Origin of the sequence: Spartinivicinus ruber (assembly GCF_011009015.1) — a bacterium.
Lineage (GTDB): Bacteria > Pseudomonadota > Gammaproteobacteria > Pseudomonadales > Zooshikellaceae > Spartinivicinus > Spartinivicinus ruber.
In genome coordinates this window covers 2564925-2590170 of sequence record NZ_CP048878.1, presented here as the reverse complement: position 1 = coordinate 2590170, position 25246 = coordinate 2564925, and the positions used below count along the sequence as shown (strand labels likewise).

The 25246-nt window shown below is 43.2% G+C and carries 35 protein-coding genes and 1 pseudogene; 4 read left to right on the top strand and 32 right to left on the bottom strand.

Annotated features, from left to right (window positions below; genetic code table 11):
• Positions 1–4: 4 nt before the first annotated feature.
• The 17 genes and pseudogenes from G4Y78_RS12240 to G4Y78_RS12160 all read right to left on the bottom strand — a co-directional run bounded on the left by G4Y78_RS12240 (position 5) and on the right by G4Y78_RS12160 (position 11813).
• Positions 5–1321 carry a phage tail protein gene (locus G4Y78_RS12240; protein ID WP_163833291.1) on the bottom strand — a complete coding sequence of 439 codons (1317 nt, stop codon included), beginning with the start codon at positions 1319–1321 and terminating at the stop codon, positions 5–7.
• Positions 1318–2025 (bottom strand): phage tail protein I, encoded by a 708-nt coding sequence (locus G4Y78_RS12235; RefSeq protein ID WP_163833290.1) that lies wholly within the window; start codon positions 2023–2025, stop codon positions 1318–1320. The genes G4Y78_RS12240 and G4Y78_RS12235 overlap by 4 nt, the downstream gene beginning before the upstream one ends.
• On the bottom strand, positions 2018–2908 hold the full coding sequence (locus G4Y78_RS12230) for a baseplate assembly protein (protein ID WP_163833289.1): 891 nt from the start codon (positions 2906–2908) through the stop codon (positions 2018–2020). Before G4Y78_RS12230 ends, G4Y78_RS12235 begins: the two co-directional genes overlap by 8 nt.
• Positions 2905–3240: a GPW/gp25 family protein gene (locus G4Y78_RS12225; protein WP_163833288.1), complete on the bottom strand. Its 336-nt coding sequence runs from the start codon at positions 3238–3240 to the stop codon at positions 2905–2907. The genes G4Y78_RS12230 and G4Y78_RS12225 overlap by 4 nt, the downstream gene beginning before the upstream one ends.
• Positions 3240–3824 carry a phage baseplate assembly protein V gene (locus tag G4Y78_RS12220; RefSeq protein WP_222937695.1) on the bottom strand — a complete coding sequence of 195 codons (585 nt, stop codon included), beginning with the start codon at positions 3822–3824 and terminating at the stop codon, positions 3240–3242. Before G4Y78_RS12220 ends, G4Y78_RS12225 begins: the two co-directional genes overlap by 1 nt.
• Complete coding sequence (locus tag G4Y78_RS12215; protein WP_163833287.1) at positions 3805–4341, bottom strand: phage protein Gp37; 537 nt, start codon at positions 4339–4341, stop codon at positions 3805–3807. The genes G4Y78_RS12220 and G4Y78_RS12215 overlap by 20 nt, the downstream gene beginning before the upstream one ends.
• A 43-nt stretch (positions 4342–4384) precedes the next feature.
• On the bottom strand, positions 4385–5143 hold the full coding sequence (locus G4Y78_RS12210; protein WP_222937694.1) for a hypothetical protein: 759 nt from the start codon (positions 5141–5143) through the stop codon (positions 4385–4387).
• A 58-nt stretch (positions 5144–5201) separates the two neighbouring features.
• Positions 5202–5708 carry a phage virion morphogenesis protein gene (locus tag G4Y78_RS12205; RefSeq protein ID WP_163833285.1) on the bottom strand — a complete coding sequence of 169 codons (507 nt, stop codon included), beginning with the start codon at positions 5706–5708 and terminating at the stop codon, positions 5202–5204.
• Positions 5708–6124: a gp436 family protein gene (locus G4Y78_RS12200; protein WP_163833284.1), complete on the bottom strand. Its 417-nt coding sequence runs from the start codon at positions 6122–6124 to the stop codon at positions 5708–5710. The genes G4Y78_RS12205 and G4Y78_RS12200 overlap by 1 nt, the downstream gene beginning before the upstream one ends.
• Positions 6121–6504, bottom strand: a complete 384-nt coding sequence (locus G4Y78_RS12195) for a hypothetical protein (protein WP_163833283.1) — start codon at positions 6502–6504, stop codon at positions 6121–6123. The genes G4Y78_RS12200 and G4Y78_RS12195 overlap by 4 nt, the downstream gene beginning before the upstream one ends.
• A 76-nt stretch (positions 6505–6580) precedes the next feature.
• Positions 6581–7225, bottom strand: coding sequence for a Mu-like prophage major head subunit gpT family protein (locus G4Y78_RS12190; RefSeq protein ID WP_268935075.1), 645 nt, complete (start codon positions 7223–7225; stop codon positions 6581–6583).
• A gap of 201 nt (positions 7226–7426) precedes the next feature.
• Positions 7427–8952 (bottom strand): annotated as a pseudogene (locus G4Y78_RS12185) (IS3 family transposase).
• Between the two features lie 13 nt (positions 8953–8965).
• Entirely contained in the window at positions 8966–9301 is a 336-nt protein-coding gene (locus G4Y78_RS12180) for a Mu-like prophage major head subunit gpT family protein (protein WP_163833281.1), read from the bottom strand.
• A gap of 56 nt (positions 9302–9357) precedes the next feature.
• Positions 9358–10254, bottom strand: a complete 897-nt coding sequence (locus G4Y78_RS12175; protein WP_222937693.1) for a phage protease — start codon at positions 10252–10254, stop codon at positions 9358–9360.
• A gap of 123 nt (positions 10255–10377) precedes the next feature.
• Positions 10378–10773, bottom strand: a complete 396-nt coding sequence (locus tag G4Y78_RS12170; protein WP_163833279.1) for a hypothetical protein — start codon at positions 10771–10773, stop codon at positions 10378–10380.
• A gap of 153 nt (positions 10774–10926) precedes the next feature.
• The gene (locus G4Y78_RS30705) at positions 10927–11649 is read right to left on the bottom strand and encodes a phage antirepressor KilAC domain-containing protein (RefSeq protein WP_222937692.1); all 723 of its coding nucleotides are present in this window, start codon (positions 11647–11649) and stop codon (positions 10927–10929) included.
• Positions 11640–11813, bottom strand: coding sequence for an Arc family DNA-binding protein (locus G4Y78_RS12160; protein ID WP_163833278.1), 174 nt, complete (start codon positions 11811–11813; stop codon positions 11640–11642). Before G4Y78_RS12160 ends, G4Y78_RS30705 begins: the two co-directional genes overlap by 10 nt.
• A gap of 330 nt (positions 11814–12143) precedes the next feature.
• Here G4Y78_RS12160 and G4Y78_RS12155 point away from each other — a divergent pair, with 330 nt between their 5' ends.
• The gene (locus G4Y78_RS12155; protein ID WP_163833277.1) at positions 12144–12758 is read left to right on the top strand and encodes a helix-turn-helix transcriptional regulator; all 615 of its coding nucleotides are present in this window, start codon (positions 12144–12146) and stop codon (positions 12756–12758) included.
• A gap of 135 nt (positions 12759–12893) precedes the next feature.
• Positions 12894–13118, top strand: coding sequence for a hypothetical protein (locus G4Y78_RS12150; protein ID WP_163833276.1), 225 nt, complete (start codon positions 12894–12896; stop codon positions 13116–13118).
• Position 13119: 1 nt separating this feature from the next.
• Here G4Y78_RS12150 and G4Y78_RS12145 read toward each other — a convergent pair whose 3' ends face one another.
• The 8 genes from G4Y78_RS12145 to G4Y78_RS12110 form a co-directional block, all read right to left on the bottom strand.
• On the bottom strand, positions 13120–13905 hold the full coding sequence (locus G4Y78_RS12145) for a phage head morphogenesis protein (protein ID WP_163833275.1): 786 nt from the start codon (positions 13903–13905) through the stop codon (positions 13120–13122).
• Positions 13905–15449, bottom strand: a complete 1545-nt coding sequence (locus G4Y78_RS12140; RefSeq protein ID WP_163833274.1) for a DUF935 domain-containing protein — start codon at positions 15447–15449, stop codon at positions 13905–13907. Before G4Y78_RS12140 ends, G4Y78_RS12145 begins: the two co-directional genes overlap by 1 nt.
• Positions 15449–16957, bottom strand: a complete 1509-nt coding sequence (gene terL / locus G4Y78_RS12135) for a phage terminase large subunit (protein ID WP_163833273.1) — start codon at positions 16955–16957, stop codon at positions 15449–15451. Before terL ends, G4Y78_RS12140 begins: the two co-directional genes overlap by 1 nt.
• A gap of 2 nt (positions 16958–16959) precedes the next feature.
• On the bottom strand, positions 16960–17535 hold the full coding sequence (locus G4Y78_RS12130) for a terminase small subunit (RefSeq protein WP_163833272.1): 576 nt from the start codon (positions 17533–17535) through the stop codon (positions 16960–16962).
• Positions 17535–17930 (bottom strand): 3TM-type holin, encoded by a 396-nt coding sequence (locus tag G4Y78_RS12125; protein ID WP_163833271.1) that lies wholly within the window; start codon positions 17928–17930, stop codon positions 17535–17537. The genes G4Y78_RS12130 and G4Y78_RS12125 overlap by 1 nt, the downstream gene beginning before the upstream one ends.
• Positions 17927–18118 carry a hypothetical protein gene (locus tag G4Y78_RS12120; protein WP_163833270.1) on the bottom strand — a complete coding sequence of 64 codons (192 nt, stop codon included), beginning with the start codon at positions 18116–18118 and terminating at the stop codon, positions 17927–17929. The genes G4Y78_RS12125 and G4Y78_RS12120 overlap by 4 nt, the downstream gene beginning before the upstream one ends.
• Positions 18108–18533 carry a M15 family metallopeptidase gene (locus tag G4Y78_RS12115; protein ID WP_163833269.1) on the bottom strand — a complete coding sequence of 142 codons (426 nt, stop codon included), beginning with the start codon at positions 18531–18533 and terminating at the stop codon, positions 18108–18110. Before G4Y78_RS12115 ends, G4Y78_RS12120 begins: the two co-directional genes overlap by 11 nt.
• A 73-nt stretch (positions 18534–18606) precedes the next feature.
• On the bottom strand, positions 18607–19434 hold the full coding sequence (locus tag G4Y78_RS12110; RefSeq protein WP_163833268.1) for a putative phage abortive infection protein: 828 nt from the start codon (positions 19432–19434) through the stop codon (positions 18607–18609).
• Positions 19435–19462: 28 nt separating this feature from the next.
• Here G4Y78_RS12110 and G4Y78_RS12105 point away from each other — a divergent pair, with 28 nt between their 5' ends.
• Positions 19463–20101 (top strand): thermonuclease family protein, encoded by a 639-nt coding sequence (locus tag G4Y78_RS12105; RefSeq protein WP_163833267.1) that lies wholly within the window; start codon positions 19463–19465, stop codon positions 20099–20101.
• 54 nt (positions 20102–20155) lie between these two features.
• On the opposite strand, the gene G4Y78_RS12100 is transcribed toward G4Y78_RS12105, so the two are convergent.
• From G4Y78_RS12100 to G4Y78_RS12070, 7 genes are all read right to left on the bottom strand, one after another.
• The gene (locus tag G4Y78_RS12100; RefSeq protein ID WP_163833266.1) at positions 20156–20575 is read right to left on the bottom strand and encodes a hypothetical protein; all 420 of its coding nucleotides are present in this window, start codon (positions 20573–20575) and stop codon (positions 20156–20158) included.
• Positions 20576–20619: 44 nt separating this feature from the next.
• Complete coding sequence (locus tag G4Y78_RS12095; protein WP_178124458.1) at positions 20620–21018, bottom strand: hypothetical protein; 399 nt, start codon at positions 21016–21018, stop codon at positions 20620–20622.
• A 27-nt stretch (positions 21019–21045) separates the two neighbouring features.
• The gene (locus tag G4Y78_RS12090) at positions 21046–21372 is read right to left on the bottom strand and encodes a PDDEXK family nuclease (protein ID WP_163833265.1); all 327 of its coding nucleotides are present in this window, start codon (positions 21370–21372) and stop codon (positions 21046–21048) included.
• A gap of 172 nt (positions 21373–21544) precedes the next feature.
• Positions 21545–22273, bottom strand: coding sequence for a replication protein P (locus G4Y78_RS12085; RefSeq protein WP_163833264.1), 729 nt, complete (start codon positions 22271–22273; stop codon positions 21545–21547).
• A 10-nt stretch (positions 22274–22283) separates the two neighbouring features.
• Positions 22284–23276, bottom strand: coding sequence for a replication protein (locus tag G4Y78_RS12080; RefSeq protein WP_163833263.1), 993 nt, complete (start codon positions 23274–23276; stop codon positions 22284–22286).
• 56 nt (positions 23277–23332) lie between these two features.
• A complete protein-coding gene (locus tag G4Y78_RS12075; protein WP_163833262.1) occupies positions 23333–23929 on the bottom strand; it encodes a hypothetical protein in 597 nt (198 codons plus the stop codon).
• The gene (locus G4Y78_RS12070) at positions 23886–24137 is read right to left on the bottom strand and encodes a Cro/CI family transcriptional regulator (protein ID WP_163833261.1); all 252 of its coding nucleotides are present in this window, start codon (positions 24135–24137) and stop codon (positions 23886–23888) included. The genes G4Y78_RS12075 and G4Y78_RS12070 overlap by 44 nt, the downstream gene beginning before the upstream one ends.
• Positions 24138–24256: 119 nt before the next feature.
• On the opposite strand from G4Y78_RS12070, the gene G4Y78_RS12065 reads away from it, so the two are divergent.
• Positions 24257–24883 carry a S24 family peptidase gene (locus G4Y78_RS12065; protein ID WP_163833260.1) on the top strand — a complete coding sequence of 209 codons (627 nt, stop codon included), beginning with the start codon at positions 24257–24259 and terminating at the stop codon, positions 24881–24883.
• The last annotated feature ends 363 nt before the right edge of the window (positions 24884–25246 follow it).

Genomic DNA, 25246 nt, shown 5'->3' with positions numbered 1-25246 from the left:
TTATTTAAAATACTTCAAATGCTATAGAGGCACTTTCAATATCTTCATACTCCAGTGGAAGCCCTTTTTGAACGTCTTCAGTCGTTAAACGCTTTATTCCCATTGAAAATAGTTCTTCATCACCATCAATCGTATCATCTGGGCTAACTGTTTTCACATATTCACTTTGGTGGTTTTGCATATACAACCAGTTATCAATGATGTCGCCGGTTAATGTACTAATACTGACTTCACCGTTACTGTTATTGCTTGTCAACCAAAATTCATCATCACTATTTAATTCAACTCCCCCTTTGTCACCATGATTGTTTCCTCTCATGGTAAATAATGCAGTATGCGCTTTATCAACTGACTTGATTAAAATATTTCCTTTCTGCTGTTGATTTCTAATTGTGACTAATAAACGAAAAGAACGATCACGATAACCTAGCGGCAACCATAGCGTACCATCGCCGGAAAATTGTGGACGATATAAACGCTTAGTGGCGATAATGGCAGGGTAATAATCACCGTTTTCAACTTTACCGATCAACACATCATCATAAGTAGAATCAAAACTCAGATCCTGCTCAGCTAAATTATTTGAGTTATAAGTACTATCTACTAAATCCTTTAATTTAAAGCCAGCGGCAGGAGACCAACGCAAATGATAGGTTTTACCTGCTTGATAAGAGAATTGTCGTTCAATTTCTGAGTAATTTGAAGTATTGAAGTCTTTCCAGCCACGCCAGCGAATGATTTGATTCGGTTTAATAATAAGTAATTTATCGCTAAGAGTGACTTGTAACCGGTTATCGGGGGTAAGTAATTCCGCTGCAATAGGTAGCTGTGAAAAACTACTCATTAATAGTTCGTCAACATAAGAGCGTGAAGCTAATACAATCGCAGGATCAATTTTTAAGGCGACTGTATCCGTATTACTTAATTCCAGAATGACTCGCACATATAAACTACTGCCACTGCCTTGCGCTAACGTGGGTTTATAGGTTTTCGGGTATTTACCGACAATAATTAAATTATCATCCTGATCATATAAACCAAACTCGGTAATATAAAAATTACCGTCTTCTTCTGGAATGACCGTTTCAGCCACCAACCAATTATCATTCTCTGGATCCTGAAAAATACTATTAATCGGGCCTTCCCAACGCTCACGCACTAATGCTGTATCGGTTTCTTTGGGATTGGTTTCTTTGCCACCGTCATCACCACCATCCCCTACTTTCAGTTTGGTGAGCTTAACGGTTTTTCCCAAGGCATGCGCATTTATAATCCGGGCCTGTCCTAATTCCGTGAGTAAACTAAAAAATTGTTGGTTCATTGACCGACTCCTTTGGGATAAATCGTGAGGGTATTTACTGCCTGATAACCTGTCGTTAAAAAGCGACTCAGCTGGCTGTCTAATTGGGTGGTAATCTTTGGATAAACTCGATGTGTTGTAACACCTTGATAACCCGATGCCACACAACTGCACAGTTGACTGCTAATTTCTTTGGTTAAATAAGGGATGACGGTAGTTTGTTGACCTTGCTGACAAGTGGTGGCCACCCGAGGCACTTTGGTTTTATTGGTTAAATACACCGTTAAATCAAAATGACTACGCACGTTTTTCGTGCTGCAAATTAACCGATTAATATTGTCGTATTCCTGCTCGGTTAAACCACGGGTTTCTAAATTCACATCGGCTTTAAAGGTGTAAGGCTCGCCTTGATGCTCAAACCATTCCTGGATGGTGACATTTAATCCAGTTGCGGCCAGCGCTTTTTTCACGGCCCCAATTGTGCCTTTATGCTGGTGCACTTTAATTGAGTTTTTAATCACCTGGCGTTTGGTTTGTTCATTCCAGTGCTCGTCCCATTCATCCACCGATAAGGTCCAGGCCAACCAGGGTAATAACGGCAAGGGACAATGATCTGCTTGCCACAGGGTTTGGAAAGTAACCGGTATTTCCCCCGCTCTTGCCGTTGCTTCTGATAACGCGTTTTCCTGGGGATTGGCATTGGGGGGCAACAATGATTTATTCATCCGTCGCCCCCTTACTGATGATAATTTGGGTGCAATAGGCCGCTTGTGCTGGAGAAACAGTAATATTATCAGTAGGGCTTGTTAATTTAACGTTTTGCACCCCAGGAATATGTAATGCGGAATAAATTCCCGATAAAGTAATATCCAACCCCAGTCGGTGCTGATGGTTTACATAAGCATTAATTCGCTGAGTCGCTTCATCCGTCACCAAGGTAATATCTGGTCCGGTAAAATACGTCAGTTCCGCATTAATTTGGTAATGAATAATGTCTGCAGGTTTGACAAATACCTGATCGGTTAATGGCCGAATATCCTCGGCATTTAATTGGGCGTCAACAGCCGTAATAATATCCTCAGAAGGAACGCCCTGCCCTTCAGTACTTAATACTGTAACTACGACTTGTCCGGGTGAGGGGCTTTCCACACTGACGTCTTTGACCAATGCACTGGCACTTAACGCATGATACCGATAAGCGCCTTTGGGGCCAGCGGTGCTTAGCCCTTCTAATGAATAAACAATCCGCTCCCGTAACCGGTCGTCACTTTCCCATTGGTCTTCAGTGGGCGGAATCGCATTAGGATTGCCTTTTTCAATGAGTAGCCGATTAATACGAAACAAGGCGGCTAAGTGATCTAAATCATTTCCTTGGGCATAAGCCACCATCACCGCACGGGCGGCATCATTCACCCGCTGACGAATGATTAATTCCCGGTAGGCTACGACCTCTAAAATTTTATAAGCGGGATCCGACTCCACTAAAGCGGTAAATTCGCTATCCCGCTTTTTTAAATCCGTTAAAATTGCATCCAGAATACTCTCATAATCCAGTGTCTCGACCACATCGGGTGCCGTTAATTGGGATAAATTAATGGCATTGGTCATAGGATTAAGCCTTCCAACGTAATTAATTGTCCATCAGGGCGATATTCACCGCTGAGCGTCACGGTAATTTGTCCACCCCGAATGTCATGTACTTGGATCTGTTCCAGGCGAAAACGGGGTTCCCAACGGTCCAGGGCTTCGGCTGTCGCTGCGTAAATGTCGGTAATGGTTTCGGGGTTAATTGGTGCATCGATGAGTTCAAATAGCCGACTCCCGTAGTCGCGACGCATGATTCGGCTGCCAATGGGTGTAGTTAAAATATCCTGAATGGATTGTTTTAAATGGGCATGGCCTTTTAATCGCTTACCCGTTACCCGATCAATGCCGTGCATTATTGTTTAGCTCCAGTGGGCACAGCGGTACTGTGACCCACGACATCATGTTGATGGCTGTTATAAATGTCCCGGTCCCCTTGCATACTGCGGGTGTGGTCAATGATGTCCTGGGTAGCTTTGATCTGTCCCTCTACATAGACATCGCCTTCGATAGTGACGCCTGATGGGCTGATAATATGAACGGTACCTGCCGTGGGTAAATTCACGACCAACCGGTTAACCTCCCGGTCGTATTCCATCACCGCTCCATCCGCATACGTCACCCGATGGATACTGGGCCGTTGTTCTAAGGCAGGAAATTTATTCTGATAAAGCGCGGGTAATACAACACCCAATGCCGGTTCACCCTGGGGATTTAACACCACCACCTGTTCACTGATTTCCGGTGCCCAATAACTGACATCTTTTGCTGCCCGATAAGTAATCCAGGGCAACCAACCGGTAATGAGTTCGCCTGAAGTGACTTGCACTAATGAACGGTCATAATCCACCTCCGAGACAGTGCCAATTAAAATTAAATTCGCCAGTTGCCGTTCTAATTCCGTCAGGCGAAATAACACATCATTCATGGAGTAAGTCATACGCATCCTCCTGGCCATATTCCGATGGTTCATCAGCCACATATAAACGGGAAGGAAACGTCTGATTCGGCTGCCAAATACTGCTTTTAAGGCGCATCACTTGATCCCAAGTAATCCCCCAAATCGCTAATCCCTGCCGGTCCGTTTGGCTGCTATATAAATTACTGGCTTTAATCCCGTTGGCGGCTAACACACCATCCATGCCCCAGCGTTGTTCCGCAATTAATAGACTCAGGGCTTCAATGATATTGATGGCCGCCTCATCCTTGGGTAATTTACGGCTGTCGCTGACCATCACAAACGCCGCTAATCGTAGGCTGACATCCCGCTGCTCGGTTTCAACTGGTTTAAAATCGCGGGCTTCCATTAAGGCCACTTTGACGGTAGGTGTGTGGTTGGCAACCCGCTTTACCTCGCCCAGGTCAAAGCGCCCCGCATGGGTGGATACATCCTTCAAGTCAGGTAAATGACTGTGGATGGTTTGGGTAATGGCTGAGAGTAATTGATTGATTTGCATGGCTCCTGTTATATGGGAACAGGAGCGGAGGAGTTAGGGGAAATTATTTAAACTGCTTTATGTTTGATAACTCATTTTTTCTAAGGTCATCAAGCTTTTCCTCAAGAGCTGTACGAACTATATTATCAATTTCATAATTTGAATCTTTTTTAACTTTCATAAGAAGCTCAGAGTATTCTATTAGTCTTTCATACTGTTTTACTTGCAGAGCAACCTTATAGTCCACTTCTGTGTGTTTTTTTATAGAGGAATCAATTCCTAAATATAAATACATCAACACTCCCAAAAAAACTATAGCTTTAGGTATAGCCTCATAAAGTTCATTGGATTTTTCACTTATAAATTTAGCAAAAAAAGAAATAGTTAAAACTCCAAAACATAGCTTAAGCATTATTTTTACTCCATAAAAGTAATACTCCAATCCTTCTATCAAATAAATCACTAGAATTCCAATAGAACAACCTAATGCCGAAAAAAAGGCAAGCGATGATATTTTCATCAAAATATCAATTACATGCTGATTGAAAGAAACAAACACTTCCTTACCAACAATCCCTCTAAACAAAAAAGAAATACTTTCAACCAATACAACCACACAAAATAACATCAATATACTATTCATTGGAATATGATCAAAAACCAAGTCATGAAGAGCTTTTGTATAAAAATAACTTGGTATAATTTCAACCTTATCAAGAAAAAACATTAAAATGGTTGATGTAAAAGCTATCAAAACAAAAGCATAATCTTTTTTATTCAAATATACATACTTGTTAACTTGGAACTTAACGTTTTCTAACATACTAACCATTACTATGTCCTTATTAGTGAAAAGTAAAAAATTATATATAAATAAACTTTCAAACCAACCCCTCCACCCAATCCACCAACGCCTGCTCGATCTCATCCTGGTTATCATCGGATAACCCTAAAAAAGGTCGAGCCGGTATGGTCACCTCTTTAGCAAAGATGGTTTGGCTGCCTAGTTGAAACGCTAAATATTTTCCATTCTTGGGCTTAATGGTACCCCCATACTGATGGATAGCCGCATAAAGTAAATTAGTTTCCACCGACACATCATCCATGCCCACCACATAATTAATGCTATCGAGTAAATGGCCTTCACCCTGGAGTAACCCTTGGTTGCCATGGCGTGTCGCTTCATAACCGGATGACCAAGCGGGCCAAGGGGTGCCATCCGGTGCGGTTTGCTCTTCTTCAATTCGACGACGGGTTTGGTCTTCTACCAGAGCACCCAGTACATCCAGTATTTCACTATTGGCAGAGCCTAATGCTTGCAGGCGTTCAATTAACCGGTTTAGCCGGTCTATTCCTCGGATATAAATATCTAAGCCCGTGCCTGCCATTAAAACCCCTTCAGTGACTGGCGACTGAATTGGCGTTGGCTGGCCGTAAATGCAATACCAGTGGAATTTGAGGAGGGAGAGTCAACGGTGAGTTTGACTTCACCACTGCCGATTTTAGCCAAGGTTTTTTCCGCATCTTCAAACCGCTTTCGTCGTTCTTCGGAGGCACCACCGCGATCTTCACCCAACCAATACAGGGCAATATCAACACAGAGGCGAGTGAGTAATGCAGAGGTTTGTTTTAAAGGCAGGGTATAACGACCAGTGAGGTATAAATCAATATGGGCACTGGCATCCGCTAAGGCATATTCAATGGCCAAGTGATCCAACTGGTCGTCTTTATCCCGATCCGCCACGATATAAAGCGCATCGTTACCGTATCGGTCAATAATGGCTTGTTCCGTGGCGTACATCATTTGACTCGGGTCTGGTAAATTTTCCAGGCTTCATTCCGCTGGGCTGCGGAAATATCCTGGTTAAGTAGTCCTTCAATCGCCTCCACCTTGGGTTTACCGTCTTTTGACCAGTCCTCTTCATCGCGATTGGCATCCAACATGCCAATCACTTCGATCATTTCTTCCAAGGCGTCAGGTGAGGTATTTTCTACTTCAGCTTTTTCAGCTAACGCAGTAAAATCCCCTTGCTCGATAATCAACATGGGCTCCGCTTTAAGTCGCGCAAATAGCGCTGGCTCCAACTCTGTTTTGGTGATGACCGTCCCTTCTGCGGAAAAATAGCGACCACAGCGACGAAACCCCGGCTTTTGTTTGGCGCGAATTAAATAACCTTCAGGCATAATTATTTCCTTAAAAAAATCCACCCGCAAAACGGACAACCTCACTCGTTTTTAGGTGGCAATGGCTACCAATGATTTACAGACGACGAGAAATTAAAGTACTGAAGGCCCCTTTTAATTCATTGGAAACCGTGGTGTTGCCTTCCTGAATTAATTCCCGGCTAAGGGTTTGGGTGATTTTTTTCTCCAGAGTGGCCGGGGCAACAATTAAATTCGGACTTAAATCCAATGGACGACCCCCGTCGGCTTTAAATTCTGACATTCTGGCCTTGGCTTCCCAGAGACTGTCCAGACCAAATTCCGCTTGTACCGCAATGGCCATTTGCCAGAAACCAAAGCCGACATTACAACGCAGGTCTACCCCATAACGGTATTCGCCCCGCATAAAGACAGACTCGTCTTCTTCTTTGGTCATCGGCACAAACTTGGGCTTTTTCCGCTCTTGGAAAATAATCGGTTTAATCGCACGGCTGGTGTCCATTAAATACCAAGTGGGGCCTTGGTAAGCATCATCTTTAATGATATTCGACACGCTATTATCCGTGCCCTGCCCATCAACTTGGGTATTGACTGGGTGATCATTATCAAAGAAATATTGGCCGTCGTAACAAGTCTCAGCAAAACCCGCTTGTAATAAAGGGAACGTCAGCTCATCCGGAAATGCGGAGGTTGCCCGCCCCATCTCCTGAAACATCGGCGCATAAATACCGGTGTTTGTCAACGTAGTTGTCGTGTTATCTTCTTATCTTCATCGAGCTATCTCAAAACGTGAGGCATAATAAATATTAATAATCAATTTAGGGCTAATTATTAATAACACAGACAACACCCATTGCTCCTTCTGGTGGACGCCTTGCGATGCAAAGCATCCATCCTCAGCAGCTTCAATTAAAGAGGGGAGTTGCACAGTTTTAAATGGATATTAACGAGTTTGATTTCTCTCAGGGTTTAAGTGGACTTCATCTGCCAACTCCCAGTTTCGTATATTCCCACTCCATCGGTTAGGGGAAGCTGCTTTAGCTTGCTCATAAACCTGTTTCCGCCGGCTTAAAATAACTAGGTCTTCACCTGTATGGCGTTGTACCGGTGTTACAAACTTTAATCCACTATGCTGATGCTCATGGTTATACCAATGAACAAATTGATCAACCCACCGTTGAGCGCTTTCTAATGAGGTAAACCCTTGGTGAGGGAAATCTGGTCGGTATTTAGTGGTCTTAAATATGGACTCTGCATAAGCATTGTCATTGCTAACTCGCGGTCGACTATAAGAAGGCTCAATACCAAGTTCAGCGAGTTTGACTTGTAAAGCGCTTCCCTTCATTGGACTCCCATTATCTGAATGTAATATCAGGGGCTGCTGGTGAATTTTATGGAGATTTTCCCGCCAGAAGGCTTTCTGTATTAAGTCTGCCGCTAGGCTACTACGCTCACAATCGTGCACCTCCCAGCCAACCACCTTGCGGCTGAAAACATCAAGGATCAAATACAGGTAAAAAAAGATGCCGGTGACGGGACCTGGCAACCAAGTGATATCCCAGCACCAAAGTTGATTAGGGCCTGTCGCCGTGTGGGTGGTTTTCGGTTTGGGTTGACGAGATTGGGTCTTCCCTCGATGGGTTGATAACCCTTCTGCCCGCATGAGCCGATAAAAGCTGGCTTCACTGGCAATATACTCACCTTGATCTGCTAATTTAGGCACAATCTGAGAAGGTGGGAGGTCAGCAAACTCCGGTGAATTCAGCGTTTCTCGCATCTGTTGATGAACATTGGGAGGCAGCTTATTAGGCGGCAATGGACGCTGTGCAGTGGTGCGGCCATCCGGTTGTAGCTCACCGCCTTGCTGCCACCGTTGATAAGTGCGCGGGGTTAACCCTAATACTTCACAGGCCTTAAATTGCCGAGCCCCTGCAGTTGTGGCTTCCCCAATTAACTGAACTGTTTGTTGCCTATCCGCATACGACGTTAGGCTTCCTCGTCCGGTCCCCAGATTGACTGAGCTTTTTTTTGAAGGACTAACAGGGCCGCGGCTTCGGCCAGTGCTTTTTCTTTTCGCTTTAGCTCTTTTTCAAGTTGTTGGCACCGCTGCTTTTCCACTTGCAAGCTTTTCTTTAGCTCCTGGGAGGGTTGCTCTGGCTGAATAAATGCCTGTTTCCACTGCTCAACTTGCTCAACATACAACCCTTTTTTTCGGCAATAGGCTGCTAGCTCTGCTTGAGATAAGGCCGCTGTCTCAATGATCACATTAAGCCTTTGTTCTGATGACCAGCTTTGATTTGATGTTTCTTTCGGCATGTTGGCAGATTGACTTCGCACTTTGGTTTTCCAAGTATGCAGGGTTGACTGAGGAATGCCAGTCATTTTGTGTACCACTGGGACTGATTTATTTTCGGGTGGGAGCAATAGCTTTAAGATATTTTCTTTTTGCTGTTTGGTATATTTAGCCATCAGTTATCTGTCGTCATCTCAGTGAATAAAAACGACAACTAGCCTGACAGAGAGGGATACCTAAGTTGTCGTCTTCAATATCGGTACGTTTAACGCCAACGGTACTTTCAAATTGTTTATTCATGATCTGATAACCATGGGCTTCCATGGATTTAATTACCCGATCACCAATCCATTCTCTAAACCCTGGCCATTGCCCTAACCAACCGTAGGTATTGCTAGCGGTGCTGGAGGGAATTACCGTGGCGATTTGTTTGTATTGAGGGGCCGCCATCCCCAAGCCTTTTTGGTAGTTGGCTTTATAGCCGGCAAATAAACTTTTAATTAACTGGGGGGTAATGATGGCCATTCATCGATTTCCTTTTTAGCAATAACAGTGCAGCGAACAACAAGCGTTAAATCAGGTTATTTATTGGATTTAAATTCTTCTTCCGTTAGCCCTAAAAATTGGCAAGCGGCTTTATCTTCAGCAGACAGTTGGTCACTGGAACCCTGTGGCGGTTTATCGAAATTATCAACCTCCTTCACCACTTTTGGGGCTTGCTGGATAAATTGTTTAAATAACTCCAGCCCTTTTTCCTGGCGGCAACAGCTTTTATGGTATTCCACGCTGGCAGGGGTAATCACCCCGTCTTTTAATGCCTTATCGATCAGCGTTTCTATCTCAGCATTCAGGGCTTTTTCCTGCTGTTTTTTAATTTCCAGCTCGGCGCTTTGGGCGCGGTTAATCGCTTTATCGTAATCTGAGCGTGGCACAAATTTATTCAGGTCTGGCGTTTGTTGTTGGTTGACCGCCTTCTGCTCATTGGCCTTCAGTTGGTTAATGGCATTAATGGCCTGCTCGACAGTCGCGCCAGGCGCCAGGCCCAACGCGGCGAGTAGTGCTTCATCCATAGGTGATTCCTCTTGTGTCTGGCGCTGATTCAGTGCTTTTAATTCCAGATTGGGTTTATTGGTGAGGCCAACCGAAGTTAGCCGGGAAATACGACGGGTGTCTTTTTCAAAATAAAAAACCGGCGAGAGGTACCGATACTGCTTACTGGTGACTAGCGCGTCCCCCTCCCGGTTCCAGGCGACTAAACCCCAGATACTACCGCCGTCACGGGTCTCTAACTGCTTGACCCAGGCCACTGCAGGGGCCGGTTCGCCTTTTGGTGCTTTGTGCTCAGTGGCGTGCTCAATATCAATGGGTAACTCGACCCCACTACTGTTAAAGGCACGCACGATCGCTTGGGGGTTATCATTGAGCCAGGCCCGGCCATCACGGCCAACGACATCAACGCCAGCCGGAATTAATTGCACCCACTGCGGGGCTTGGCTGGCTTCGATGGCCTGGAGAATGGGGTTTAACTCGGTGTTAAGTGCAATGGTTTGATTGTTCATGCCCGCAGGGTAATGCGGGCGGAAGGCAGGTGTTAGGGGAAATTATTTTTCTTCTGTTTTTATAAAACTAATTCGCTTTAATACAGGAATAAGCAAGAGTGAAAGTACAACCCAAGGTGCTCCCATGAGCAGCTCTAGACCTAATACATACATAATAAAGCGTATAGATTGCATATTAAAAAGAACTTCTAAGCTCCCCGTCATTAATATAAAAATGGGTAAATAGAGTAAAGTGAAAACAATCACTACGACTGGAAACAAACACACTGAATTGAATGACTGCTTATTCGTAAGGTCCTTCAAGTTACTCCAACAGAGAATGAGGGCAATTAAGAAAGGAATAGCCAAGTAAACCAAGCCTATTAAATTCAGGAAAAAATAACCCTGAACATCTTCAATCCAGGAAGGATTAATTACCAGTTCTATTAAAAATGTCATTGCCCAAACCAGAAGTGGCCCAATAACAGGCATCAACAAAGTCAGTTTTAAATAACTCTTGTACTGCACAGAAACATTCACCTAATAACAAAGGAAACAGCCCCATTACGGGGCCTAAGTTCAGACGATTATCTCATATTTGGCAATGGTAAGCTAAGCCACCGACAAAAGCTGCTCTGACAACTTAACCAACCCCTTTGGCGTCACTTTTACCTGCTCCACCGTCTTTTCACTGCCATCAGATCGGCTTACCACGGTGACTTTATGCTCTAGCAACCCCCGCTGAATTTTATCCTGGTAAGCCGTCCAGCTACTGCCAGGCCGTCGATATATCCATTTATTGGCGGATAACCAATGGAATAAATCTTTTGGTCTCACTTGCAAGTCTTTTGCAGCATTTGTAATACACAGAGCACCATCGGATGTCGCAATACGGTGATAGGCGTCAGCTTGCGGTTTCATAACTTCAATTTGCCGGTTTTGCTCTTGAATCTTTTCCATGGACTGAGCCAAGATACCCGCAATCTGCTGTGGATTGGACCAATCAATTTGAGTAAGTCCGTAACTGCCCGTTTGTCGAATACTGGGTAGTACTTCCCCGACAACCCACTCTTCAAACTTTTGGGCCTCTGGCAATTTCGAGCGCATAATGAGCCTGTAAACATCACGCTCAGGGATCACAATTGTCTGCGAATCAAGGGTGAACGATTTGTTCACCCCTATGGAAGATGCAGCCTTGCAGTGATCTCGTACCGCTTTTTGTGGGTTGGTATAACCCAATAAGCCAGCAACATCTTTTGCCACAAACCAAGGCTCACCACCACGCTCAATTACCCGCACTTGACTATTGTTAAAATTAAATCGAACTAATTCCATGATACGTCCTCCACTTTACTGCAGTTTGCACGCTTCATTTCTTCTTTAATCATGGTTCTCAATTGCCCGGTTACCGTGCGATTATTCTCTTCAGCATATTTTTTTAACCATTCCAAAACGGCTGGTTCCAATCGTAAATTAAATGTCCGATGATCAAGGGCCATCTCAAACACACCTCTCTGTTGCTGATAAGGAACATTTGTAGTGTATGGGGGAAATCATCAGTGAATTAGGGGCAATTTTTTTCGCAGGAAATAACTTTTCTCTTTGGAAACTTATTAAATAATTATTCCGACCAATGGGTCATACTAAATCAATTAGCGGCAGGCTTGCTTTTACTTTAATTCATTTTAATTATTCTTAAAATTCATTCCATATTTAGAAAAACCTTCACTTAGTACGAAAGTCGTATTTTTTTTCGTTTACCCCTTCCATTTATTGCAGAAATATTTCATGATCACGGTTCGCAAATGGTTATACATTAGGAGCAAGCGATGTACAGGGAGATGATGAATCTACCAGGAGTATTCGCTTTTGCTAAAGACCGTCATGGAAAGTATACCTACGCATCGGAAGCCTATGCAGAAGCAGCCAATATGGACTCCCCACAACAATTAATTGGGTTAACTGACTTTGATATGCCTTGGTGTCAGCAGGCATCTGAACTACTAGCTGACGATAAGCGCGTGCTATCTGGCCACCTAATCAAAGGGCAAAGAGAAATCATCACGATAAATGACCGTATAGTCACCGTTATTACATCAAAGAAATTTGATGAAAAAAACCAGTGTATTTTAGGTATTTCTCACGAAATTATAAATGCCGAGCTTGGTCAGTTTACAATTGATACAGAAAAGCAAGTAGTTAAGTTAGGTCCTGCTTACAATAATATTCAGCTCAAGCGAGCACAGTTAGAAACACTCAAGCTAATTTGCACTTCTCGCAACAGCGAGGAGCTTGCCAATAAACTAGGATTAACGATTAAAGGAGCAGAGCATCGTATTAAAGCATTAAAAGCAAAATTTAATTGTGAGAAAAAAGCTGATTTGATTTCACTTTGTATGAAAAACAATCTATCTCAATTACTATCACAATCCATTAACTGGTAAAAAGTTGCAAAACTAGGGTTTTACCCTAGTTTTTTTAAAAAATAAATCAGTTATAGTCATATCCTCATTCTAATTAATAAGAGGGACACAATCCCTCGCAGTGTAAGCGCGTGTACCAACGCCAAAGGGATGATTATGGCTGTACGATATCTTTATTATAAAGTTACTAATAATGAAGCAATAAAAATTGGGATAGTCAAAAATTCAACTGTGATTATAGATACAGAATCATTACCTAATAATGGAGAATTAGGCTTATTCAAAGATGACAACAGAAATATTATAATTTCAACGAATAAATGTAAGCTCAAACCATTAGGTAAAGTAGTCCTTATAGGAAATGAGGTTAACTCATCATGAATCAACCAAATACCGCCTGAAACTCTTTCTCTTTTTCCTGAGCATACTTTTTCAACCACTGCGAACGTGACTGGCCTGGGTTATAATTCCAGCCTGGATCAATTCCTTCCGGGACCATTTCAGTGCGTCCAGTGTATTGGTTCGTCCAACGTACGGGATTAATTTCAGGTAACGGTGAAAGTCCTCGCCGGGTTGCTTCACGCTTGGTGACTTGCCTTACACGACACTTGCAGCCCCAACCGTTCGGTGGGAAATGGGTATTCCAAAACACATCGTCTATCGGTAAAACCAAACCTGCCCAGCGTTCATGTTGAAGCCGGTGCTCTTTGGATGGTCCCAAGCTATACAACAAATAAGGCATAACTTTTTTTGTGCGCTGCATTCGTGCCCATTGGCCAGCCGCACGGGATACTCGCATATTGGTGTCGTAAATGATTTTCAATCGCCTGGGGGACCCTAGTTCGACTCGTGTGCCATCCGGCTGGATTTTAATACCTACCCAACCTCGCCTTTGTAAAAAAGGCATTAATTCTTTTTGGAAAGTTTCAAACGGTATTCCTTCAGTCAAGGCTTTATCCACAGCGGCTTTAATCTCTAACAACACATCCTGGCACATGGCCTTAGATACCGTAAAAGCATGGGTATGTTCAGCTTTCCATACCTCACGATAATCCCAACTGATTTTAATCCCTTTATCCCGAAAATAGCTCAGCGCTTCGCTGAGTGTTTTATTGTCACTGTCTTGTTTATCACCCGTTTTCTGTTCACGATTAAACGCAAAATGCATTAGCTGTCATCCTCTACCCCGAGGCCATAGGCCATCAATCCCGCCTTCGCTAAGCTCTCCGTGAGTTGGCTACGATCCATTTTTGTTAATAACGCAGGTAACACTTGTTGTACTTCCTCATAACTTTTAGCTTGGTTTATCGCTTTTAACACCGGATCCATGATGGGCTGTAATTGGGGCTGCCAGTTATTGAGTAATTGTTTTTCCAGTTCTTCTATTTCATCCGACTGCTGATTATTCAACGCCTGACAATGGTGACAACCCTGTTGCTGATTATTCGCTTTGTCTTGGGGTTGCTTGCCTGGTGTTTCTTTTTCAGGTGGTTGGGTAACGGCTTGTAATAAATCCTCCCCTTCCTGGGGTTCTGACAAGCCCAGTTTTCTTAATACTTCCTGCTGTGAGACTTTTAATCCCAAGGGCACTAACTTGGCTAGATTATCCGCCAGAAATTCGGTGTTGTAGGTTTCAGGTAAATTAAGACTGATGCGCGGGTACTCTTTCTGTACCCCATAATTTAAATCGATATACGGCTTAATTAAATCCCGGTTAAGGGTAGCCGCTAATTGTTTAGCATCGGCGTCAATAATATCCTGGCGCACTTCATCGTGCACCTGCGCTTGGGCATGGCTGCTACCATCATCGGCGGTCATGGTCTGGCCGAGTACCGCTTTCGATACCTGACGATCAATCCACTCCACCAGTCGGGCAAAGGCATCGGAACCACTGGCCGCATAGGTGACCTGCACAAACTCGATTTCCATACTCCGTGGTAAAATAGCGGCAGCATCACTGCCTATTTCATACACAGCCCGTCGTAGGATTTCTTCCTGCTTGTCATCAATTTCACCGTCGTAATACCCCACCCGCAACGGGACACCATAAATTTCTAAAAAAGCCATCCAGTCCTTGAGACCGTACATTTTGCATAGGTAAGAAAAGGCCACCAATCGAGCTAATCCCCCTCTGAGGGTTAACCCGGATTTTAATCTGGGTCGATGGACAATAAATTTATAGGGTGGAATTGCCAGCCCTTGATCAGAATGCGCGTCATCAATAATCCGCAACTCTTCTGGATTATCCTGCAAAAATTTAAAATAACGGGGATCTCGCCATTGATAGGCGACCGGTTTCCAAACGCTACCCGATTGATCCCAGATAATTTCATTGACACTAAACCCTTTACCAATCGCATCCAGGGCATTATTCATCATGTCCGCAAACTCTGGTGTATCAACCAGCTGTTGTATTTCTTCTGTGAATCGATTTTCAGTGCTGTGCTCCACGCTAATATCCAGGCTACACACGGCAAATTTCCGGGTACGTAATACACTGGCGTAATGAGGCTCACGCTCTTCCATTTCTTCTGCCAGGGTTAAATAGGCTTGCATATCCCCTTCCGCCGCTTCCTGTAATACCGAGGCTAATTTACCGGGGGTTAAACCACTGGCTACCGATTCCATCGCAAACGGATTACGGACTGCTGATGGGCCAACAATTTCACGGGCGAGGTTTTGCTTGTTGGTGGTTTTGTTTTTTTCAGCCATTACCAGGCTCCTTTCTTGCGTTTAAATTCAGTACCACACCCTTTCACTGGCTTATACTCAAACTGTTGTTTATGGTCATTGACCCATTTCAGGAACTGGCTTGTACTATCCACCTGGTCGTCATGTTCGGATAGGGGAAATACAAAGATTTCCCGTTCATAATCCACCAGCCAACTGTCGGATTCGGGTAAAAACACTTTACCGGCTTCAATGGTGGCACTCTGGCTACTCATGCGGGTGAGTTTGTCGCCTTCGGGTTCAATGGCAATAATGGGTAAACTCGTTGTTAATCGCAGCTCTTGAATGAGGGATTGGCCGCTGGCTTTATCTTCGATTAATACGGCATGTGCGCCCCATTTAGCAGCCATAGCTTTTACCGCAGTTTTTAAATGGGGATATTCCACTCGCTCTCGCCAGACATCTACCAGGTAATAACCAAATTTGGTTTCCATCCATACGGTACACACAGACGGGTCATTAATTTGGTCAGGTTTATAGGCGGTATCCCAGCTGTGAATAATGCGTAGTGGATTGGCGGGCAACGCTTTATAGCGTTTAATCCAGGCCCGTTTAATGATGCCACCTTCTGCTGGGGCGGGTCGTTGTTGATAAAGGGCATCCCAGTTACGACTACCCTGGCTCGTGCGTTCCTGTTGCCAATGTTTAGGGCTAAACCAATCCGTCCATAAATACTCGCCAATTTGTCTACCTAGCGGATCATCCTCGCGCTCACATTGCGCTTGAAGACAGATGACGTACCACTCTTCCCCATCTCGGGCATTGACCCAACCCGATTGACCTTCATAGCCTAGCGGTAATATACGACCGGATAAGTCATCCTCATGCCAACGGGTTTGGATAATGATAATCCAGCCAGACGGCTTCAGTCGGGTACGTAGATCGGTTAAATAAGCATCCCAGGTTTTATCCCGAATGGTTTCACTTTCCGCCTGTTCAAAGCCTTTGACTGGATCATCGATGATTAACCCATCGGCCCGGTTGCCAGTAATCCCGGATAAAATCCCACCCGCCATATAGGTCGCTCCATTGGATAACGACCAGTTATCTACCGCTTGGTTATCCTGATTTAATTCGGCATGAAAGAGGGTTTTAAATTGTTCACTGCGGGTAATCGCCCGGCATTTACGGCCAAATTTTTTGGCGAGGTCACTGCCATAGGAGGTGGAAATAATATTTTTTCTAGGATTACGGCCCATAAACCAGGTGGGGAATACCACACTGGCATAAGTGGATTTAGCCGAGCCGGGGGGCATAAACAACATTACCCGTTTAATGCTGCCCTGCTCCACTTGCTCTAACGTGCGGTTAATTAATTGATGGTGCTCGGCAGGTTCAACCGTATCCGGGTAAAATAATTCACAATCAGCCGACTCAGATAACGGCACACCGGGAATGTCAATAAAACGACAATAGGCGTCTAATGAGTTGGCCGCCCGTATCGCTAATTTCTTTTCCAACAGGGCTAAAAGCTTTAATTTATCTGCCATGGTCATGACAGTTTTTTCGTTAATTCCGCTATGCGCTTATCAAGTTCAACTTCCGACAGGTTTTGGTTTTTGATGGTGCCGCTGTGTTCGACTTTATCAATAAAAATCCCATGACGCCGGCCCAATAATTCCAGGGCTTTTAATTTGTCGTAGAGTTTGACTTTAACCCCATGAGCGGTTTGGGATATTTCCTGGATGGTAGCCGTGACTTCTGGGGATAAGGTATCTGAGTCTTTTAATCGTATTGATTGGCAAGCTATGGCCGCTGAATGATTTGGCTCATCCTCATTGGATTCCAGGATGGTTTCATGCCAGTCAATCACATCGGTAATATGGCTAAAGGCAATTTTGGCGAGTTCTTTTTCGATGCGATCAGCGGATACTTCTAATCGATCACCACGATTAACTTGCTCTGCTTGAATGGCTTTTTGCACCTTAGCATAGGTTAACAGTCGTGCACCTTGCTCTGTGGCCGTCTTAGCACTATACCCCGCCCGTATTGCTGCCTGAGTGGCATTTAAATCCACCAGGTATTCTTTAACAAACATGGCTTGCTTCGGGGTTAGCTTACCGGACATTACTTGGCCCGTCCTCCGAACTTCTCAGCGGTTCTCAGCGCACCTAAACCTAATAGGGCCATGACTAGCTCCGTCATCACATCAAACGGCAGTTGTGGTCCTGGCTCGCCAGAGGCCCATTGCAAAATAGGATTAATCAGAAAGGTAAAGGTTAATCCCAAGCCACAAACCCAACCAATAAACGGACGCCAACCCGCCACAAATAAACTACGATGTTGCGCCTCTACCTTGTTCAGCTCAATTTGCAGTAAGCGCGGCTGCTGTCGTATACGGGATAATAAAATCTCCGCCTGGGCACGTTCAGAATCGCTGGTGGTGACTTTATCCAGTACATTACCAATCGCTTCGATGGGTTCAGCTAAACCACTGCCAATTAATTTACTCCACCAGCTCATGGTTGTTCCCGCCGTCGATCCAGGTGGGCGGCAATATCCGTATAGATCCGCACCAGCACACCAATCACACCGGCAATAATACCCAGTGCACTGAGCCACTCCATCGTGTTCCACTGTTCAATGGTCACCGAACCAATCACCGTGGCAGAACCCACCACATAACTGACAACACCTGATTTATCCATCATCACTTCCCTCGACTAACTCAAAATGAACCAGATCATTAAAACGCTGGTCACTCACTTGATGGTTACGATTCCAATCCCCACCCCAACGCAAGCGGTGTTTTATACGCCCTTCTTTAAACAACTTAATTGCTGTTCCTACCACTAACCCGCCAAAATAATAAAACCGACTGTAGTCCTCCCAATTAATTGGATAAGGGGCCACGTCTACAGCAAACGCTGGCAGTCGATTATGTTGACTGTGGGGAAATGCCAGCTTAGAACGGCCAGCCGCAAAGGCTGCATCCTGATCTTGCTGATTACGGTGGCCAATTAAAATACTGCAATCACAGTCTTTAATGACTTCACTGAATAAAACTTGAAGGTCTTCGTGGCAGGTGGCTAATCGCTCTAACGACGTAAGGCTAAATTTAGGCATAAACTCCTCAAAATCTGGTTGGGGATAGTGAGGAGTTTTAAAAGTTTAGGTGGAGTTGGTTAGGGGAAGTCCTTCATTCATCGTAAGCACTTTCTTCGTAGTAAGTTTTGAGTTCATCACATTGAATCCATTTGTTTTTATCCAAACCTTTAAGTAAAGAGTAATTTTCTATATAGTTCTTAAAACTTTTTTTATAAACATAGCCATAGTAACATAAAACTAATTTTTCACTCATTGACATTTGCCCTTGCAAAAATTTTATATAATTCAAGCCACCAACATTTTGAGTATCAACAAACTCAACAATATTCTCATAAGAGGAAAAATAAGAGCAGAATTCTACGTTAAGGTCAAAAAAAGTTTTTTCAATATTAATAAACAGATCTCCTTCTTCCTTAAAATTTTTATTAATTTTATTTACAAACCACTCAAAACTACTTCTACCCTTTTTAAAGTCCTTGCCCTGCTGATTTTGCATATTCAAACTATCAACCACTTCATTATGAAATGATAACAACCTAAAAAAAGTATCCTCAAAATTTTGTTTGGTTAGAGTTTTAGTCTGCATTTCCATTTGCTCTTTTTGCCCTTTCAACTCATCCCTTGTTAACTTTAACTCTTCTTGCTGTAGTTCAAGATCTGCTCTTTGAAGAATAAGGGTATAAATAATCACAGCAAATGCAAAACCAGAAAACAAAGCATTCAAACCACCAAACTGATCACCAAATATTCCCCTATCACTAGCGTCACCAAAGTTATCATCAATACCATATTCCACTGACACCCAATAAATTATCCAAAAAATAACCACAACAAATAACCACAATATTAAATATTTATATTTTTCCCACAGATTGCGTAGTTTATTTTTGCATTTATCTTCCATTGCACTATTATCCATCTGCTATCCATACACTGAGGAACCCAATATGCGACAACTGACTATACTACTCCTGACTCTGCTACCCTCATTAACTTTAGCACTTGATGGAAAGGTAATAAGCATTTCAGACGGAGACACCCTAACACTACTTACTACCAGCAGAGAGCAAGTCAAAATACGACTAGCAGAAATTGATACCCCAGAGAAAGCCCAACCATATGGCCAGAAGGCAAAACAAGCCTTGTCAAATATGGTGTTTCAAAAAAATGTCAAAGCAGAAATTCAGACCAAAGACAAATACGGCAGGAGTATTGCGCATATATACCTGGGTGAAACTTGGATCAATGCAGAACTCGTAAAACAAGGGGCTGCCTGGGTATACGACCATTACAGTGATAGTAAAGAGCTAAAACAATATGAGTCAGAGGCCAAAGCAGAAAAACGGGGAATATGGACCTTACCAACTGCTCAACAAGTACCACCTTGGGAATGGCGTCGCAATAAAAAGGCCACAGCCCAAGCGAAATCCAAACCTGATTATAAGCATGCATTTGCTTGTGGAAATAAAAAATACTGTAAGCAGATGACATCTTGTGAGGAAGCAAAGTTCTATCTTAATCAGTGCAATTTATTTAGGCTAGATAGGGATAAGGATGGCGTTCCTTGTGAAAGTTTGTGTCGATAATTGAAAAGCCAGCAATTGCTGGCTTTTACTCAAAAATAAAATGACAATCAAATATTAATTAACCTTATACGGTAAAAACTTATTCTGGGCAGTCTTTTTCATCATTTCCAACAAACCAAACAGAATTTGTTTTGCTGTAGGATAAACCCCTTCTCTCTCATAAAAGCTATTAATAATTTTTTCGATATTTTCCCTATTATAAAACTCTTCATCGTCACCAAACTCATCCATATCTTTAAAGAAGTCGTATGATTTAATTTCCTGATCATAAACCAGCTGATTTTCAATGGAAGATCTAATTTTATTTAGAGATTCTATAGCTTGTTTATAGTAATACTGCCGTTGTAGCAAAATAATTTTTTGTATTTGTTCAGTATTCAAATTAGCTTCTTGACTAATTTCTATAAACTCGATAAACGTGATTTTTTCTTCTGCTAACAACCTCGCAACCTGCTCTACATCAATGTAATTCATTATTATTTACTCCTAACTGTAGCAATCAATATAGTTGAATATTTTCACATCAATTGCAAGGTAGTTTGCACCGGCTCCATCCCCACCTCGTCCTCAGCTCCCTCATCCCTCAAAATATTCAACGCCTGTCGTCTGCATATCCCATACTTAGCCGCGAGCCAATCAACCCGAGAACACCCACCACCTGACTTTATCTTGTGATAGTCCCGTTTGATTAAGTCATTACGCACCTGCTTAAACTGCTGCTTTGATGGCAGCTCGATATGATCCCCTTGAAAGTAATCACTGAGCTGTTCGGCTGCCTCAAAACCAATAAGGGAGACTAGAATATGTTCATCCGTCATTCGGTGTGGAATATATAACCGTGCACCTCCCAGGTTTTGTCCTAGTTTCAATGTGGCTTCAGGGCCTATGATTTCGGCAAGTTCGTGTAACAGGTTCATTGTATCCCCCTTGACTGAAATACATCACTAGGCGGCTTGCTGGGTACGGGCAAGTAACAACTGAATAGCCTTAATTGCTCGTCCACTGGTGATTAACTCATCGTTACAACGATAAACATGCCAGCCCAGAATCATCGCTTCATGATATTTTTCCATGTCGCTAGCAAAGCCCTTACCTCGATTATGGCGACCATTAACCCAGCCACCACCTTCCACCTCCACTGCTATTTTTTGATCAACCCAGGCAAAGTCAAAACGCCACCGTCTAACAGGATGAAAGCGGTATTCTCGTGTTGGTTGTGGTATGCCATAACAACGAATATGTAGATCCAACGTTGATTCCAATTGACTCATATCAACCCCTAGTCTTTTTTATCACTTACATGGTCGTTCGTTACTAGCAAAATAAACTACATTTGCTGTATTGTTTAACCCGCTCGTGAAGACACTTACAACGCAATTGTTATGCATTGCCTCGGCTGCACTTCCTTTCTTTTGCATCCGTACTTTTGAGGCAATGCTTTTTTTATTTTCTACCCAACATCTGATAAATCGCACTCATCGCTTCCCGCGGATCATTTAGTTGATCAAGCCCCTGTTCCTGTAAATACTTCTGTTGCTGTGTATCGTGATAGGCTTTATTTTTTTCTGCGATCGATTTTGGTATTTCATCGGTCAGCGCCTTAGGTACGTCTTGTAGTGCTTCTCCTGCCATCACTTGCTGACAAGCCAAGTTATAATTTCGCTCAAAAAGTGGAAAAATATTCCGTTCAGACATGGATTTTAATTCGAAAAATCCCGTGTTTCTGGCAGCTGAGTATACCGCTGGATGACTCCAATTGAGTTGGCCAGGACTAAAATCATGTGCTTTTCGGCAAGCTTCTCGATAGGCTAAGGCTGCGCTGGGTAAACCAAAGTCTTCAGGATCACCTTTGCACCAGTTAACAAACACGCCAACACTCGGCACAAAATTTTTATTGATACCGCGCGCTTTGTTTAATCCAATTCTGACCTGTTCTACGCGGTTAATCCCATGAGTAATAAACCCTTTGGTCCAATTGCGTTTAGCGCTGGCTAAGACTTCAGGATCCGCATAGGTTTGTTTCCAAGCGGAAAATATACCGACCAGCTCTCGAAAAATTAAATTAACCAGTTGAGCGGCATGCTCAGAAACATCCTGAGAGTTTGGCTCTGGCTGCTGAGTATTGGGTTGATTAAAATTAATACCCGAAATTATTTCGCCTGGTTTTTTCATCGTCAAATCCTCACAGTCCTAGGTTAAACCGCCAGCTGGTATCATCCCAGTCCATTTCTCCAGCCTTGGAGCGGGTTGCAGATTGCGTTTGTTTTTCAGCCGCGAATTTCTCAGCGTTTCGCATCCAGTTGCGCCAAGCCGACGCCCAGCACTTGAACGTGGAACCTTTGGCTCGGTGGTAATCCAAGAATTTCTCGGTTTCGATCACGAGATCAACCTGGATAAATTTTTCGCTAGCCCACTGAACCAGCTCGGGAGTCAACTGGAATTTTTCTGGCGCTGGGGTGGCTCGCTTCGCTGGCGATCGAGATCGTGATTTCGAAGTCGGGTTGGTTGGGTTTTCCCCCTCGGGGGGGACCATAGGGGGGTTATTGTTTTTTGGTATAGTGTTTTTTGTCTTTTGTGTCTGGCGGATTTCTGCTAGTTTTTGTGGCCGATTTCCGCTAGTCGAGTAGCCGTTTTCTGCTAGTTTTTCGTTTTCATTTGTAGCCGTTTTCGGCCACTTTTGTAGCGGATTTCCGCTAGTTTTTTGGCCGGTTTCTGCTAGTTTTGACGTTTCATGAGTAGCCGATTTCTGCCAGTTTTGTGGCCGTTTTCTGCTAGTTTTAACTGCCTTAGGTTTTTGGTAAACCCACTCAGATGTCACTAAATTGATACCCTTATTTCTCCCTTTCGTTAATAAAATGTTTCTCGTTTTTAATACCCGCAAGTCTGCATAGATATGTGAAATATCCCCCTCATAATGAATTAACTCAGCAATTTGTTGAGGCGCAATCCAATCCACTTCAAGATTGAAACCTATGGTTTTTCGGGTAACGGCCATCAGGATTCGAAACTGGCGACCACTAATATCTAAGCGCGAAATTGCTTCTATTAACTCATTTGCAATTCGCATGTATCCGTTATTAATATCCACTTTGACCGACTCCCCCTGCTTCCTAAACTCCGGTTTTTCACCACTAGGAAAAGCAAAAACTTTGCATGATTCTGAAATCTCAGTCATACTTATATCTCCAACACTAAAATTAAAAGCTGCTTTTCTGGATATGCTCAGCTGGATTAGCAGCTTTTTTCTTTCTTTAGTGAAATAAACGGGTAATTCGTTTCTAATGCTTCAACAGCTGCCTGTGTGGTTGCGGCTGATTCTTTTAATTCCCGATGGGCATTTTTTACAGCCTCTTCTGTTGGGCAATCACCCAACTCAATCACCGATAACTGAGCCTCCATATTTTCTTTGGTTAAACGAGCTGCCATGGTTTGGCTGCAAATACCTTCACTACTGGATTGTTTAACCCCGATATAAACACCAGCAACATCGTATACTTCGTTTAAATAAGCCATGCGTAAATCGAGAGGCATTGTGGCCACTATGGCGGCTTCGACAAAAAATAGTTTACTGGGTGAAGGTTTTACTTCGTCATAATCACCCAACCAGCGAAAAATCTTTTGTGCATTAATCCTTAAGTCTTTTGTTAAATTGCGTGTTTGACTGAATTGAATATTTTCTCGCTCTAACACTTCGAGATAACCATATTCCTTTAAAAATGTGATTACTTCTTCAGCAATTCCCTGGCGAGATACCTTAGGATATTCCAACCAACGACTGATATACCTATTTAATAGGTGTACTCGATGTTTCCGATCGCAGTGGTACATGAGATACCTCCACACATGTAGTATTGTTAGTAGCCTGGTTTGGTATTTTTCTTGCCTTTAACTTACCTTGAGTGAGGTGCTCAAGTTGGAAGGCGCGAAGTGGTGGAACAAACTCTCTCCATTGTGTTATTGCTGAGGGCTTAATACCCAAAGCCTTAGCCAGATTTGAGGCAGTTCCAAAATAATTAATTGCATCAACCTTTCTCATACTCATCCTTGTTTGTGGTGTTTACACAATCACGATTGAAGCAAACTTAATTACTAAAATCAAGCAAACTTTATATTTGATATGTTAAGCTAACTTAAAAACCCGTTGAGAGATAAGCTATGACTAGCTTTGGCGAAAGGCTAAAAGCACGAAGAAAAGAGTTAGAAATGACTCAAAACGCACTGGGCAAAGAAGTGGGTGTATCTGGTGCAGCTATAAGTCAGCTTGAAAAAGGAGATACCAAAGGCTCTAAAGGAGAGAACCTATTTGCATTGGCTAGAGCTTTGCAGTGCAGTCCAGAGTGGCTTCTGACTGGTAATGAGCAACTAACACCAGAAAAACCAATGGTGATACCTGGACCACCAGTAACAGGTGTTTATCCACTTATCTCATGGGAGCAGCTTAATGAAGCTGGCTCAATTAAAAAGTTACCTATTGACGGTGCGCCCACTTACCCATCAATTACTCCATGCAGTGAAAGTACATTCATCTTGCCAGTCTCAGGTATCAGCATGGCTCCTAAGTTTGATGAAGGAGAGATGATTTACGTAGATCCAGAGAAACCTTTTAAAAATGGATCTTATGTAGTGGCAAAAGCGTCAGGTGAAGCTGTTCTTAGACAACTTATACAAGAAGGGACAAGGCTATTTCTTAAACCAGCTAACCCCAACTGGCCTGAACAGCTCATTGAAATTGATGCGCCAGATATCTTTGGTGTTGTTATTTCATCTGTCACCCTAGTTTAACAACCCTTTCACTTAAGTTTGATTAAGGCTCACAGCTCTGTGAGCTTAACTTTCCTCGAACAAAAATAAAGTTTTCTTCAAATCCCCTCTTGACTACAAATTAAAGTTAACTTAAATTTATATCTAAAGAAGTTAAGAATACTTTATCTTCTCTATCCATTGAGAGGGATCACCTCATGCGCAGAAAGAAACACAGCAGGCGTACGACCTTCACAGTATCTATACACATGGCAACCCCCAACCGGGCAGCTACCAATAAAGACCGATTAAATGCTTACAAAAAACGGCAGGAAAAATATTGGCAAACTTATAGAACTTCAGGTCAGCCAATTAAATTCCCGCTACCGATAATAAAAATATAAG